This is a genomic window from Pseudomonas sp. NPDC078416 (assembly GCF_050268485.1).
In the GTDB taxonomy this organism is placed as follows: Bacteria; Pseudomonadota; Gammaproteobacteria; order Pseudomonadales; family Pseudomonadaceae; genus Aquipseudomonas.
In genome coordinates this window covers 1-14,462 of record NZ_JBNNGV010000055.1, presented here as the reverse complement: position 1 = coordinate 14,462, position 14,462 = coordinate 1, and the positions used below count along the sequence as shown (strand labels likewise).

The window sequence follows — 14,462 nt, the reverse complement described above, 5'->3', positions numbered from 1 at the left end:
ACGGCTACAGGTCGCCTGTGGCTGCAGAGGGAGCGGCTGCTTGAAAACCTAAACGGGTGTCCAGAATTACTTGACCAGTTCAGCTTGCTGGCGAACGCGTCAAATCAGGCAACGCAAATAATTGCTGACCCAATTCATTCGCCAGCAAGCCGGCTCCTACGGATTTGCATTCACCCCGGCCCCGGGGTTTGACTCCGACCCACTGTAGGAGCGCGCTTGCCCGCGAATGCGGCGCTTCAGGCAACACTGGCGTTGCAGACCCACCGCGTTCGCCAGCAAGCCGGCGCCTACGGATTTGCATTCATCCCGGACTCGGGGTTTGACGCCGACTCACTGTAGGAGCCGGCTTGCTGGCGAACGCGTCAAATCAGGCAACGCAAATATTGCTGACCCAATTCATTCGCCAGCAAGCCGGCTCTCGTCAAACATGACTACACCGCAGGTGCATCTGCCGACAGATGAGCTGTGGGAGCGCCACTCCCGTCACTCCCTCAGGGATTGCGTTTACTGCGCGACGGGGGTTCTCCTGCAGTCAATGCCGCGTCACAGCGCAGCCGGCTTTTCCCGCATTGCCTTCGCATGCTTGTACAGATACACGCTCAGCCCGAGCCCGCTCAGTGAAGCCAGCGCGGCAAACAGGAAGATCGACGCAAAGCCGAAACCTGCCGCCACGGCGCCCGCCACTGGCCCGGTAATGCCCAGGGACAGGTCGATGAACAGCGAATAAGCCCCCACTGCTGCACCGCGACTGGCCGGCGGTACCAGATTCACCGCTTCAACGCCGAGCGCCGGGAACACCAGCGAGAAGCCGAAGCCGGTCAGGGCTGCACCGGCCAACGCCAGATTCGGGTTGGGCGCCAGCCACAGCAGCAGCAGCCCCAGCGTCTCCACCGACAGGCAGGCAATCGCCACGCGGAAGCCGCCGATGCGATTGATCAGGTTGCCAAAGAGCAGGCGTGCGCCGATGAAACAGGCGCCGAACAGGCTCAGGCACAACACTGCATTGGGCCAGGTGTGGCTGGCGTAATAGAGGGTGATGAAGGTGGCGATTGTGCCGAAGCCGATCGAACCCAGCGCCAGCCCGGTGCCGTGGGGCAGCACGCGGCCGAGCACGTGAAGGAAGGGCAGACGCTCGCCATGCACCAGCGGCGCCGGGGTTTTCTTCCAGGCCAGGGAAATCCCCAGCGCCGCCAGCAACATGATGCTGACGCCCATGCTCCACAGGCCCAGCGCGTTGACCAGCAACACCCCCACCGGCGCGCCGATGGCCAGTGCGCCATAGCTGGCGATGCCATTCCATGAAATCACTTTGGCCGTGTTGGCGGCGCCGACGCGGCCGATGCCCCAGCCGATCGAGCCAGAGCCAACCAGGCTTTCCGCGCTGCCGAGCACCAGTCGCCCCACGAACAGGCTGATCAGGCTGACCATTGGCCAGGCATCAAGCCAGTCGGCGAAGAGCATGAATACGCCACTCAACCCGCAGCCGAACAGGCCGACGATCACCGCTTTCTTTGGGCCTCGGGTGTCGATGAAGCGCCCGGCAAAGGGCCGGCTAAGCAGTGTCGCGAGGTATTGCACGCTGATCACCAGCCCGGCAGCCACCGCGCCGAAGCCAAGGTCGGTGTGCACATAACCAGGCAATACGGCCAGCGGGATACCGATGTTCAGGTAGCCGATGAAGGTGAAAAGGACGATGGAAACAACCTGCAGCGTGACAGCCATAGGACGTTGAGGGGCAGCGCTCGAAGCGTCTGGCATGGGCATAGATCCACGGTTACGACGGAAAAAGAATAGCGAAGGGGTCAATCGGGTTGAAGCGTAGACGCTTGAATCCGCACGAGGGCACATGATAGCGAGGCAAGGCGGTGCATGGGAGTAGCGGATGGGTGGATCTTGGTTCGGGGTCAAGCAGAGGTGAAGCCTGTCGCGAATGATTCAGCCCTTATGGAAATACACCTTGAAGACGCTCTTCCATAGGGGCTGAAAAATCAGCCTTCAGCGCGGGCTTTGGGCTTTGCTGCTGTCGTTGCGTTTACCGCTGGCCTTCATCTCGATCGGCTGACCGAGCTCCTGGCGGGCTGCTGCACTTTGCTGAGTTTGGCTTGGGAAGGGGAAGTTCGGGATTTCATGCATATCGTCGCTCCTCACAAGTGTGTTGCGGCTGAATTGAACAGCGCGTCCGAGAACGCTCAGGGAGGATACAGCACTACAAATGACAATCAGACTTTTAAATGCGGGCCGCTGGTCATGTAGTGAGGATGGGTTCCTACAACATGCGCGCGGCCCGCGAAACGCGTCGGATCGGTGATCGCCTCAGTCCTTGCAAACCGCCGCAAACGCCGCTGCCAGCTCATCCAGCCGCGTGGCGTCGATTCCCGCGACGTTGGCCCGACCCGCCGCCACCATGTACACGCTGTGCTCGTTGCGCAGACGTGCCACCTGGTGGTCGTTCATGCCGGTGTAGGAAAACATGCCGCGCTGCACGCCGATGTGGGCGAAACGCTCACCCAGCCCCAGTGGTGTCAGTGCCTCGACCAGCCCGACCCGAAGTTGCGCAATGCGGCTGCGCATCTCTTCCACTTCTTCAGCCCACAGGGCTTTCAGTTCAGGATCGCCCAGAATTTCGGCGACCACGGCGGCACCATGGTCCGGCGGGTTCGACCACAGATTTCGGGCGGTCGCGGACAACTGACTGCGCACATCCATCAGCTTCTCGGTGGTGTCAGCGCAGACCAGCAAGGCGCCCGTGCGCTCGCGGTACAGCCCGAAGTTTTTCGAGCAGGAACTGGTGATCAGCAGCTCAGGCAGCGCGCCGGCAAACAGGCGAACCGCCCAGGCGTCCTCCTCGAGACCGTCGCCAAAACCCTGATACGCGAAGTCAATCAGCGGCAGCAGGTTGCGTTGCTTGACGATTTCCAGCACCGCGTGCCAGTCATCACGGGACAGGTCAAACCCGGTCGGGTTGTGGCAGCACGCATGCAGCAGGACAACATCGCCCTCGGGAATGGTCTTCAACGTCTCCAGCATGGCGGGCACGTTGAGCTTGTTGTCGCTGCCCACGTAGGGGTAGTGACTGACCTTCAGGCCCGCCGCGGCGTAGATGGTTTCGTGAATCGGCCAGGTCGGATCGCTCAGCCAGATGCCCTTGCCCGGCAGGCAATTGGCAATGAAGTCGGCGCTCAAGCGCAGCGCGCCGGTGCCGCCGGGTGTCTGGGTGGCGCCGACGCGTTTGCTGGCGATCAGCGACGAATCGGCGCCCATGACCAGCTCACAGATCAGCGTGCCGAAACGCGGTTCGCCATGGCCACCGATGTAACTCTTGGTGGGCTGGGAATCGACCAGCCGCTGCTCGGCGATTTTTACCGCGCGGGGAATGGTGGTCAGGCCCTGCGCATCTTTATAGACGCCCACGCCCAGGTCGAACTTGTTCGGATTCGGGTCTTTGGCGTAGGCCTGAATCAGGCCCAGGATGGGATCGTCCGGTACGCGCTGGATCTGTGAAAAATACATTTACTTACGGCCCTCGGCGCTTTTGGCCACCTCGTCGGTGCGGGAGGCCATGATGAAATCGTTGCGGTGCAGCCCCTTGATGGAATGGCTCCACCAGGTCACGGTCACTTTGCCCCATTCGGTCAGCAGACCCGGATGGTGACCTTCGGCCTCGGCAATTTCGCCGACCGCGTTGGTAAACGCCAGCGCAAATTTGAAATTCTTGAACAGGAAGACTTTTTCCAGCTGCATGACGCCGTCACGCACCTCGATGTTCCAGTCGGGGATCTGCTTGAGCAAATCCGGCAGCTCGGCGTCGCTGACCTGCGGAGCGTCGGCGCGGCAGGCTTCGCACTGGGATTGGTTGAGAGCGGTCATTGGCAAATTCCTTGATCGGGTTCGGGCGGTTTCTTTTAGGCCGCTTTTGTTTTACGCGGCTTTTGTTTTCAAGGGGAACTTGGGCGCGTGCAGGCCCAGTTCAGCCGCCGTGCGCGCCATGCCCATGATGTCTTCATGGGCAAGGTCGAACAAACGCTTCAGGTCCGGCAGCACAAAGTACACCGGCTGCAAAATGTCGATGCGATAGGGCGTGCGCATGGCTTCAATGGGGTCGAAGGGCTGATGTTCAGGGGTTGAAGACACGCTGTAAATGGTTTCCTTGGGCGAGGAGAGGATGCCGCCACCGTAGATCTTGCGCCCTTGGGGCGTGTCGACCAGGCCGAATTCGATGGTCATCCAGTAGAGGCGGGCAAGGTACACGCGCTGCTCTTTGCTGGCTGCCAGACCGAGCTTGCCGTAGGTGTGGGTAAATTCTGCAAACCAGGGGTTGGTCAATAAGGGGCAGTGTCCGAAAACCTCGTGAAAAATGTCGGGCTCCTGCAGGTAGTCGAGTTCTTCTTCGCTGCGAATAAACGTGGCCACCGGAAATCGCTTGCTTGCCAGCAGCTCGAAGAAGGTCTGAAAGGGAATCAGCGCCGGCACGCGCTCGACTTGCCAACCGGTGGTGGCGCCCAGCACGCGGTTGATTTCGCCAAGCTGCGGAATACGGTTGTGGGGCAGGGCGAGCTGCTCGATGCCATCGAGATACTCCTGACACGCGCGGCCGTCGATCACTTTGAGCTGGCGGGTGATGAGGGTGTTCCAGATGCTGTGCTCGGCGTCGGAGTAATCAATGAATCCGGTGGCGTCCGGCTCGCGGGCGACGTATTGCGTACTCATGGGGCTCTCCTGATGGTTTGTTCTTATATGGAGCGAAGCGATATGGGGATAAGTCCGATGGAGCTATTGATAGCCTATTTGGCGCCTTTAGTAGGCAGTGCCAGCGCGGGGTCCGGGCAGCAGCGTCTGATAATTCGTAAAGAAATCGTGACGGTTCAACGGCTTTAACTGAATACATTCTCTATATGGGGTTAGCGGGCCCTTGCGCTGTAACGTATTCTTGACGGTAAACTCGAGCCAACCCTAAATCGATGCCACGTCCGCGAGCCTTCCATGCGTATCAAAGTCCATTGTCAGAACCGCGTCGGCATCCTGCGCGACATTCTCGAACTGCTGGTGGCTTACGGCGTCAATGTCTCCGGCGGCGAAGTGGGCGGTGAGCATGGCGACGCCATCTATCTGCGCTGCCCGAACCTGATCAATCTGCAGTTCCAGGCGCTGGTGCCGAAATTCGAGACCATCGCCGGGGTGTTCGGCGTCAAGCGTGTGGGATTGATGCCCAGCGAACGTCGGCATATGGAGCTCAATGCCTTGCTCGGCGCCCTTGAATTCCCCGTGCTGTCCATCGACATGGGCGGCTCCATCGTGGCGGCGAACCGCGCCGCGGCGCAGTTGCTGGGCGTGCGGGTCGATGAGGTGCCGGGCATCCCGCTTTCCCGTTACGCCGAGGACTTCGACCTGCCGCAACTGGTGCGCGCCAACCGCTCGCGCATCAACGGCCTGCGCGTGAAGGTGAAGGGCGACATCTTTCTGGCTGACATCGCGCCCCTGCAATCCGAGCACGAAGACAGCGAAGCCATGGCGGGTGCCGTGCTGACACTGCACCGCGCCGACCGGGTCGGCGAGCACATCTATAACGTGCGCAAGCAAGAGCTGCGCGGCTTCGACAGTATTTTTCAGAGCTCAAAAGTGATGGCGGCGGTGGTTCGGGAGGCCCGGCGCATGGCCCCGCTGGATGCGCCGTTGCTGATCGAAGGCGAGACCGGCACCGGCAAGGAACTGCTGGCACGGGCCTGTCACCTGGCGAGCCCGCGCGGCCAGTCGCCGATGATGGCGCTGAACTGCGCGGGGTTCTCCGAATCCATGGCCGAGACCGAGCTGTTCGGCTACGGCCCCGGCGCGTTCGAAGGTGCCCGTGCCGAAGGCAAATTGGGGCTGCTGGAACTGACTTCGGGCGGCACGCTGTTTCTCGATGGCGTCGCGGAAATGAGTACGCGGTTGCAGGCGAAACTGCTGCGCTATTTGCAGGAAGGCTGCTTTCGACGGGTAGGCAGCGACGAAGAGGTGTATCTGGACGTGCGCATCATCTGCGCGACGCAAGTGGACTTGTCCGAACTCTGCGCCCGGGGTGAATTCCGCCAGGACCTCTACCACCGGCTCAACGTGCTATCGCTGCACATTCCACCCCTGCGCGACTGTCTGGACGGTCTCGCGCCGCTGGTCGAGCACTTCCTGGATCAGGCCAGCCGGCAAATCGGCTGTGTACTTCCGAAAATCGGTCCCGAGGTGCTGGACCGGCTGCGCCAGTACCATTGGCCTGGCAACGTCCGGCAGTTGGAAAACGTGCTGTTTCAGGCGGTTTCGTTGTGCGAAGGCGGGCGGATCAAGGCGCAGCACATCCGCTTCCCCGAATACGGCGGGCGTCAGCCCCTGGGCGGTTTTTCGCTGGACGGGAGTCTGCAAGACATCGTTGGGCGCTTCGAAAAAGCGCTGCTCGAGCGGCTCCATGAGGAGCACCCGAGCAGCCGCCTGCTGGGCAAGCGCCTTGGCGTTTCCCACACCACAATCGCCAACAAATTGCGCCAGTACGGTCTGGGTCCGAACCCCGATCTACCCTAGGCGCGATTCATCCGTCAGAGCCGGATTTACTCCCGCGTCACCCTTGCGCCCACTGATGCCTCGCGGTTAAACCGTTCCTGAAGCTCGGCCCTCAGCTTGGCGGGATGTAGGGCAGGATGTAGCTGACGGAAAAGTCTGCCTGCGGATAGTCCAGTTTCAGGCGTGGCAGGACGAATCCTCCGCAGGAATTGCAAGTGTCCATCAGCGTGAAGAAATGAATCCTGGTCACGGCTGCCCCCGCCGGCATGTCTTGGGTGAACGCCGTGGCAATCAGGCGTTCGGCGTCGAGGTAGCGATCATGCTCGCGAATCTTGAGTTTTTGTGCAGTGCGCAGGACCGGCAAACTGGTGAATGACGGATTGGGCGGCTGGCTGCTCATGCGTTCCCGTGCATCGATAAACGTCATGGAACTGCCTTCACCGGTGTCGGGAACACGCAGCGTCAGTTTCCTGCCCCGCTTGCCCCCCGCCAGTGCGTAATACACGTGGCGCCTGCTGTCCGCCGTTTCAGCCAGCAGAAATGCCAGATTGGTCGTGTTCAGGTGTTTGCGGATATTTTCGCCCGTCGTCTCCAGGCCAATCTCGGCAGCGGATACCGGGATCCAGGCATGTCTGGACGCGGACGCGGGCAACAATGAATTGAGCACCCCTGCAACATGCAGACGTGTCAGCGCGTCCGTTTCGCCAAGGGGTTTGAAGTTGGCGATGCTGCTTTTGGTCAGCGTGACGAAATTTTCCAGCGCCGTCTCCCGCGTCAGGATGTTGCGCGCGTGGTTTTCCATGATGGGACGGTAGGGGCGATAGATGCGTTGCATGTCGACCCCGGCGCTTTCCAGTTCAAACAGCATGCGGGCGATGTTATCCATGTCCTGACCGAGGGTGCGTCGGCCCGCACCCAGGCGGTAACTCTCGCTGGAGGTCAGGTAGGCCTCGATATCCGCGTCGGATGTCATGCGTGCAAACGTCAACTGCGCAGCCTCCGGCAGCTCCCTGGCTTTGTAGAACTGCCCCGTGTCGGCTTCGACGGCGAGGTACTGACCGTCTTCGAGGGTCAGCCGGATCGCACGCAATTCACGCTGGTCGTTGACCGTCTTGCAGATCGAATCGAGCTGCACCACCGGCAGCTCGTGGTTAATACGCAGGCGCCAGCTGTCATCAAGGTCGTCAGGCAGCCCGAGGGTCTGGTCCTTCATCAATCTGCCCCGGACGGTTGGCCGGTAGTGCAGCGGCAGGGGGATACCCAAGTGGAGGGCGGCGTCCGAGGTCAGGGCTGAAAGTGTGTTGTGCCCCGTCAGAGGTACATGCTGTGCGCCTCGTCCCGGTAGCGTTTCGTTGACCCAGGTGCTGACCTTGGCGTCATCTACCAGCAGGTGAGTCCTTTGCGGGGTGGCTTGTCCGCGTATCGGCGTCAATCGCAATACAGGTCTGAACCGACGGGTCATGAACGCATGGCTCGCCTGTTCACCGAACGTGAGGGGTTCAAGCGCCGGGTCGATTGCCGGGCGCGTGGTCGAGATCAGAACCACTGCGCCGGAACAGCTCATTTGCATCGGGCTGCGACGGCTCACGCAGTGAGAGGGCACCTCATCCAGCCGGCCAAGCCGTGCGGCGGGTGATTCCAGTTCCACTTTTCGCAGCATGCCGGATGACCCGTTATCGTCGAAGCGGTAGCCGACCTCATCGATGATCAGGTCAGTGACTGATTGACCCCTGCGTGCCACAAGAATGTTTCGGCCTCCGGCCACCGACAGATCGTAGCCATGGCCGTCTACTTCGTCCAGGTGCACGGCGCCGGGAAACTGGCCCGGCAGCAAGTGCTTCTGGGTGGTGGTAAACACCGGTGCTTCATCCGTCCCGGCAGCCGGGTCGCGGATGAGTGGAGGGCCGTAGGGCTTTTGATCGTGGGGATTGCACCAGCGGTAGTCCGGGGCTTGATCGGTAGCGATGTTTCGTACCAGCACTTGGTCGACGTTATCCACCTTCGCCCGGATCAATGCTGAATCAGCCGTTTCCCGGGTGTTGGAGATGGGCTGGTACATGCCGCCACGTTGGCTGAACTTGCCCATGACCACGGTGGCCCGGCCGGCATGCACCCTGCGCTCGAAACGTTTGCGTTCCGCCGCCTTTCCGGCAAACCACTTGGCGTTTTGCTGGCGGGGACTGGCTGGCGAAGGAAGACGAGGCGAGCCGATACGCGATTTATTCCCCAGCTTGGTTAAAGGCTTGAGTGCGCGTCCGGCGATGACGATAATTCTGCTGGCTTCTGTAGTCCCGTCGGCCACGTCAGCAACGCAGGAGAAGGCGTCGCCACCGTCGGTGACGTTAAAGCACCCGACGATGGGGATCACCGATTTGATCAGCTTCCAGGCATACATCGCATCCGAGGTCGACTCGCGGTGCCGTTTCCAGGTTTCCTGGCGGGTCGCGCCTTGGCAGACTTCGCGCAACTCCTGGCTGTGGTGCAGGAAAATCTGGTCAACGAAGCCCTGCACCAGATGGGTCTGGTTGTCGGTGCCTGGGCGACGGGTCAGCGGCACCGCTTTTGACAGGCCGGACTTTTCATAGGGCAGGGGGGCGCCGTTGTAGCGCTCATGATCGGGAATGATCAACAGGTTCAGCGCTTCGGCGGCCAGGTTTGGATCGTCAAGCGGCATCACCCCGCCGGCACCGACGACCGTGCACTCAAACCCGAAGCGCTCGGGGAACAACTCGTACACCCAGTGCTGCCCTTTATGGACGACATGCACCAGGCCGCCGTGCCCGCCTCTGCAATCCTGCCAGTCGCTGACAGGGCTGCTGTCGATCGAGGGCACTGCGCCCACGATCGGGCCGACGTACTGTCGCCATTGCGCCGCGTAACAGACGATGTCGGCGCTTAGCAGACGGTTGCGATGAGGCGTTGGCAGTTCATCCAGAAACAGCGTCATCAAGTGCGTGTACGTCTGTCGTGCCTCACTCAAATAGCGATCAAACGCCTGATGGAACTGGAACGTGGCGTCAGGAAGCGGGATCGCCGGAGGGCGTGAAGGCCGATACGCCGCCCCATTGTCCAGGTAAGCCTCCAGTTCGGTGATGTTGGCAGAGCCCAGCGTGCCCATGGCGTCGGGGTCGATACCCGCTACTATCAGCAATCGTCGCGCATCATTGAGGCGATCGGGAGGATTGTTGAGTGCCTGTCGCTCACACGCGGACTCGAAGTACCGGGTCATGCGCGCGATGTCGTCGGCAGAATACCGAGGTTGCTCGACGACATGATTCTCGTACAGATTCCACACGATCATGGTGTCAATTCGGGTCGTTGCGATGTGCAGCCTTTCGTCTGTCGTCGTGGCCTCGGCCGCCAGTTGCGCAGGCAGTGCCTCCCACTCGGTGAACGTCCGGGATCCCGGAGCTGCGCGGTCCAGTGCCATGGCATGGCGAAGATTGGCCCAGCGCAGGTCGGGTTGGTAACGAAAATCATCGGGTGCATCGGTCAGCAGCAGTTCCGGGGCAAAACGCGTCGCCAGCAATTGCATGATGATCTGCGCGTCGGCGTTCCGGCATCCCAGGATGTTGCGCAGACTGTTGATCAGATTGATGCGAATGTCGTACAGCGAACAGTCGGCGTTGTCCTCGGCGAACAGGTGGAAATCAAGCAGGTAACCGATGCGCCTTTGATGGATCGGGTAAATGCAGTCGATCAACGCCTGGACCGCCAGTTGTCGCGCCATCGAAGTCGAAGCGAGCTGCCTGTCCTCAGGGTTGTACCACTCGAGCGCTTCTACCAGACGGTTCTGCAAGGCGGCAAACGGCGCGCAGTTCAACAGAGCATCCAGCGCAATATCGACAGGGTGGGTCAGGGTCGCACCCGGAAAAAACGCCATTCTGTCGTCTCTGCCAGGAGTCAGGTCGGCGCCTGCTTCGATTTCCTGGGCGCTGGCAGGGCGAAATTGTCCGCTGCTCATGCTGAGCAGGTCCATGGGCAGCAGGTTCAAGAGTTTGATGCAAAGGGAGTCCCCAGGTTGATCAACCAAAAGGTGACTGACCACTGCGTTCAGGTCTTGATAACCGTGCAGGTCAAGGGGTGGGGGTAAAGGCACTGTCTCGGGCGCCGGGACGCCATGGCCCAGGTCGTCATACAGCAGGAATGCCGCTGCCCACAAAGCGCCGACACGGCGAAGTGGCGGCAACGACCTCCACAATCGATCGGCCAGGGAAAATGTTTTGCAGGCGCACGCGCTTTGACGAATCTCGGTCAGCGCGGCCTCCAGTGTGCCCGGTCGTTCGTGTTCGATGGCCAGGCGACACACTGTCTGGAAAAACGTCACTCGGGTGTGCGGGTCAATGGCGATGTTTACATCGCCTTCGTACAGCATGCCGCTGATATAGCGTTCCACCTCGGCGGAGCCGACAACGCGGTGGATCAGCGCCAGGAAATCACTGTCGCGCAGCGTCTTCTCAATGACCGCATCAGCCGCCAGGTATTCTTTGAATACATCACCCAACGATACCGCGATGGATTGGGGGCCGGTAATCTCGTTGACCCTCACTATGTCCTCAGCCTTGAGGCGTTGCAGTCTCGGGTGAATCAATGTGGATGTTTCGTGATGAGGGTGGGAACTCATAAATGTGCACTTCCTGATTAACTGTCGAACGTTCTGTTCCCAGTGATGACTGGCAACCTTTCTCAGGAGACGTTCGTTAATTCAAGAAGCGCGAGGTATTACATAGTTATTGAAAGCAACATTTAAAGGCGCAGACAAAATAACGTTCACCGCCTCGCGATGAGAGTCCGCGAGGCGGTGAACGTCGGGGGCGCCGGTCAGCCGTTGCTGCAACCGTTACCCATGACCTGATACTCAAGCACGTGGCGTTTGCCCTGCGAGTCTTCGTAGGTCATGTGCTGCGGGACGACCTGGCAGACGTTCGGCACGTCATCCACCGAAATGACTTTCGCGATATCCAGCTTGGTGGAGTAGGTGTATTCCTCGACACGCTGTTGTTGGGCGGCCACTTTCGCGCCGGATTCTTCTGCCATTGCCATGGCGCTGAAACCACAAAGAGCCATTACAACCAGTGCAGCTTTCATTACGTGTTTCCTCTAAGTTGCTTCATTAACCCTGCGGCGCAGAAAGTGCGGCCGGCAGGGCGCACAGAACCCTTGTGGGACTCTGGGTGAAGCGAATATTTACCGGATGGGTGAGTTGATTGACAGTCCAGTGTGGGGGGCTGTTATTTATCAATCATGTGCCGTGTTGGCGGAACGGATTCTATGCCGCTGTCCGGAATTCATATAGAAACCATTTTGATAAAGTCTGTTGAGCAAATCGGCAACAATCGCCGTTATCAGATTGTTGCCAGGCGCTCGATGGGTTCTTTAGTCGTAGCCGGGACATGAAGATTTGCCTGAAACCGGGCACTTCACCTGCATTCGGCGCTATGCTCGGGGTCGGTAAGACCATCGTCGAATGGCCTTCGCAGCCATCGGCGGATACAACAGGGTCATAAAACAACAACATTTCCACCGAGGTAAGAAAGATGAGTGCGGCTTCCCTGTACCCCGTCCGCCCTGAAGTGGCAGCCAACACGCTGACTGACGAGGCGACCTACAAGGCGATGTACCAGCAGTCGGTGGTCAATCCCGATGGCTTCTGGCGCGAACAAGCCCAGCGCCTTGACTGGATCAAGCCATTCACCACCGTCAAACAGACCTCCTTCGACGACCACCGCGTCGACATCAAGTGGTTCGCCGACGGCACCCTGAACGTTTCCTACAACTGCCTCGACCGCCATCTGGCCGAGCGTGGCGATTCCATCGCGATCATCTGGGAAGGCGACGATCCTTCCGAGAGTCGCAACATTACCTACCGCGAACTGCACGAAGAAGTCTGCAAGTTCGCCAACGCGCTGCGCGGGCAGGATGTCCATCGCGGCGACGTCGTGACTATCTATATGCCGATGATCCCCGAAGCCGTTGTGGCCATGCTGGCCTGCGCGCGCATCGGTGCGATTCACTCGGTGGTGTTCGGTGGTTTCTCGCCTGAAGCGCTGGCCGGTCGCATCATCGACTGCAAATCGAAAGTGGTGATCACCGCGGACGAAGGGCTGCGTGGCGGCAAGAGAACCCCCATGAAGGCCAACGTCGACCGTGCGCTGACCAACCCGGAAACCGCCAGCGTGCAGAAAGTGATCGTCGCCAGACGTACCGGCGGCGATATCGAGTGGAACCGTCATCGCGACATCTGGTACCACTCGCTGCTGGACGTGGCATCGAGCACCTGCGCGCCGAAAGAAATGGGCGCCGAAGAATCGTTGTTCATGCTTTACACCTCCGGCTCCACCGGCAAGCCGAAGGGCGTGTTGCACACTACGGCGGGTTATCTGCTGTACGCCGCGCTGACCCACGAACGCGTATTCGATTACCGCCCGGGTGAAGTGTACTGGTGCACCGCCGACGTCGGCTGGGTCACCGGCCACAGCTACATCGTCTACGGCCCGCTGGCCAATGGCGCCACCACGCTGCTGTTTGAAGGCGTGCCGAACTACCCGGACATCACCCGCGTGTCGAAAATCGTCGACAAGCACAAGGTCAACATCCTCTACACCGCACCGACTGCCATTCGCGCCATGATGGCCGAGGGCACCAAAGCCGTAGAGGGTGCCGATGGTTCGAGCCTGCGCCTGTTGGGTTCGGTCGGCGAGCCGATCAATCCGGAAGCCTGGAACTGGTACTACAACACCGTCGGCAAAAAGAATTGCCCGATTGTGGACACCTGGTGGCAGACCGAAACCGGCGGCATTCTGATCAGCCCGCTGCCCGGCGCTATTGCATTGAAGCCGGGTTCGGCAACGCGTCCGTTCTTCGGCGTGATCCCGGCGCTTGTGGATAACCTGGGCAACCTCATCGAAGGCGCGGCGGAAGGCAATCTGGTGATCCTCGACTCGTGGCCGGGTCAGTCGCGCAGCCTGTACGGCGACCACGACCGTTTCGTCGACACCTACTTCAAGACCTTCCGCGGCATGTATTTCACCGGTGACGGCGCCCGTCGCGACGAAGACGGTTACTACTGGATCACCGGTCGCGTCGACGACGTGCTCAACGTGTCCGGCCACCGCATGGGCACCGCCGAGATCGAGAGCGCGATGGTGGCTCACCCGAAAGTTGCCGAAGCGGCTGTCGTGGGTGTGCCTCACGATCTGAAAGGGCAGGGCATCTATGTCTACGTGACCCTCAATGGTGGTGAAGTGCCGGATGAGGCGTTGCGCATCGAATTGCGCAACTGGGTGCGCAAGGAGATCGGTCCGATCGCTTCGCCGGATGTGATTCAGTGGGCGCCGGGGCTGCCGAAGACCCGTTCCGGGAAGATCATGCGTCGCATCCTGCGCAAGATCGCCACCGGGGAGTACGACGCGCTGGGCGATATCTCGACGCTGGCTGACCCGAGTGTGGTTGCGCATCTGGTTGAGACCCACAAGAGCATGACTGCGGCCTGACGGTCGTGCTTCGGGAGCGACAATCGCTAAGATCAAGAGCGTCTGCCTAACGGCAGACGTTTCGCCTTCGGCGAGTTACTTGGAAAAGTCGAAAGTCGCACCATCCCCAAGTAACCAAGGGTGCTTGCTACTGGTTTGGTTCCTCCTTCGTCGGAATACCCTCACTCCGGTCCCGCTCCGTGGGCCCGCGCCGAACGGACATCCCTGTCCTGACGGCGCTCTCGCCGCATCCCTGCGGCTCGGCCCACTGCGCGAGACCTGCGTTCAGCCTGCACCCAATTCGCGGTTTGTGGTGTCTGGACTTCCTGTGTATGAAGATCAAAAGCAAAAGCTTCCCGGCTAAAGCCGGTCCCACAGGGTGTACTCGGTGCCTTTAGTGGGACCGGCTTTAGCCGGGAAGAGGCCACTTCTTTAATCATCCCCCTCCCTATCTTCCCCCCTACT

Annotated in this window: 10 protein-coding genes; 3 read left to right on the top strand and 7 right to left on the bottom strand. The window is 60.4% G+C overall.

The annotated features are described in order from the left end of the window. The first annotated feature begins 216 nt into the window (after positions 1–216). Complete coding sequence (locus ACQKEN_RS24945) at positions 217–339, top strand: hypothetical protein (RefSeq protein WP_427689449.1); 123 nt, start codon at positions 217–219, stop codon at positions 337–339. Between the two features lie 204 nt (positions 340–543). Here the strand turns inward: ACQKEN_RS24945 and ACQKEN_RS24940 are convergent, their stop codons facing one another. The 5 genes from ACQKEN_RS24940 to phhA all read right to left on the bottom strand — a co-directional run bounded on the left by ACQKEN_RS24940 (position 544) and on the right by phhA (position 4,707). Further along, positions 544–1,758 (bottom strand): MFS transporter, encoded by a 1,215-nt coding sequence (locus ACQKEN_RS24940; RefSeq protein WP_427689448.1) that lies wholly within the window; start codon positions 1,756–1,758, stop codon positions 544–546. A gap of 237 nt (positions 1,759–1,995) precedes the next feature. Further along, positions 1,996–2,133 (bottom strand): hypothetical protein, encoded by a 138-nt coding sequence (locus tag ACQKEN_RS24935; protein ID WP_163022140.1) that lies wholly within the window; start codon positions 2,131–2,133, stop codon positions 1,996–1,998. A 180-nt stretch (positions 2,134–2,313) separates the two neighbouring features. Beyond that, the gene (locus ACQKEN_RS24930; RefSeq protein WP_427689447.1) at positions 2,314–3,510 is read right to left on the bottom strand and encodes an amino acid aminotransferase; all 1,197 of its coding nucleotides are present in this window, start codon (positions 3,508–3,510) and stop codon (positions 2,314–2,316) included. Beyond that, the gene (locus ACQKEN_RS24925; protein WP_074890313.1) at positions 3,511–3,867 is read right to left on the bottom strand and encodes a 4a-hydroxytetrahydrobiopterin dehydratase; all 357 of its coding nucleotides are present in this window, start codon (positions 3,865–3,867) and stop codon (positions 3,511–3,513) included. Positions 3,868–3,918: 51 nt separating this feature from the next. After that, complete coding sequence (gene phhA / locus ACQKEN_RS24920) at positions 3,919–4,707, bottom strand: phenylalanine 4-monooxygenase (protein WP_427689446.1); 789 nt, start codon at positions 4,705–4,707, stop codon at positions 3,919–3,921. A 273-nt stretch (positions 4,708–4,980) separates the two neighbouring features. On the opposite strand from phhA, the gene ACQKEN_RS24915 reads away from it, so the two are divergent. Continuing rightward, entirely contained in the window at positions 4,981–6,546 is a 1,566-nt protein-coding gene (locus ACQKEN_RS24915; RefSeq protein WP_427689445.1) for a sigma-54-dependent transcriptional regulator, read from the top strand. Between the two features lie 91 nt (positions 6,547–6,637). Here ACQKEN_RS24915 and ACQKEN_RS24910 read toward each other — a convergent pair whose 3' ends face one another. Both ACQKEN_RS24910 and ACQKEN_RS24905 read right to left on the bottom strand, forming a co-directional pair. Continuing rightward, the gene (locus ACQKEN_RS24910) at positions 6,638–11,149 is read right to left on the bottom strand and encodes a deaminase domain-containing protein (RefSeq protein ID WP_427689444.1); all 4,512 of its coding nucleotides are present in this window, start codon (positions 11,147–11,149) and stop codon (positions 6,638–6,640) included. 197 nt (positions 11,150–11,346) lie between these two features. Then, a complete protein-coding gene (locus ACQKEN_RS24905) occupies positions 11,347–11,613 on the bottom strand; it encodes a DUF2790 domain-containing protein (RefSeq protein WP_074890321.1) in 267 nt (88 codons plus the stop codon). Between the two features lie 449 nt (positions 11,614–12,062). Here ACQKEN_RS24905 and acs point away from each other — a divergent pair, with 449 nt between their 5' ends. After that, positions 12,063–14,018, top strand: coding sequence for an acetate--CoA ligase (acs, locus tag ACQKEN_RS24900; protein ID WP_427689443.1), 1,956 nt, complete (start codon positions 12,063–12,065; stop codon positions 14,016–14,018). Positions 14,019–14,462 lie beyond the last annotated feature (444 nt).

Bases quoted from the DNA above. Each gene is read 5' to 3' on its own strand.
- ACQKEN_RS24940 (WP_427689448.1), bottom strand. From the start codon at position 1,758: ATGCCAGACGCTTCGAGCGCTGCCCCTCAACGTCCTATGGCTGTCACG.
- ACQKEN_RS24935 (WP_163022140.1), bottom strand. From the start codon at position 2,133: ATGCATGAAATCCCGAACTTCCCCTTCCCAAGCCAAACTCAGCAAAGT.
- ACQKEN_RS24930 (WP_427689447.1), bottom strand. From the start codon at position 3,510: ATGTATTTTTCACAGATCCAGCGCGTACCGGACGATCCCATCCTGGGC.
- ACQKEN_RS24925 (WP_074890313.1), bottom strand. From the start codon at position 3,867: ATGACCGCTCTCAACCAATCCCAGTGCGAAGCCTGCCGCGCCGACGCT.
- phhA (WP_427689446.1), bottom strand. From the start codon at position 4,707: ATGAGTACGCAATACGTCGCCCGCGAGCCGGACGCCACCGGATTCATT.
- ACQKEN_RS24915 (WP_427689445.1), top strand. From the start codon at position 4,981: ATGCGTATCAAAGTCCATTGTCAGAACCGCGTCGGCATCCTGCGCGAC.
- ACQKEN_RS24910 (WP_427689444.1), bottom strand. From the start codon at position 11,149: ATGAGTTCCCACCCTCATCACGAAACATCCACATTGATTCACCCGAGA.
- ACQKEN_RS24905 (WP_074890321.1), bottom strand. From the start codon at position 11,613: ATGAAAGCTGCACTGGTTGTAATGGCTCTTTGTGGTTTCAGCGCCATG.
- acs (WP_427689443.1), top strand. From the start codon at position 12,063: ATGAGTGCGGCTTCCCTGTACCCCGTCCGCCCTGAAGTGGCAGCCAAC.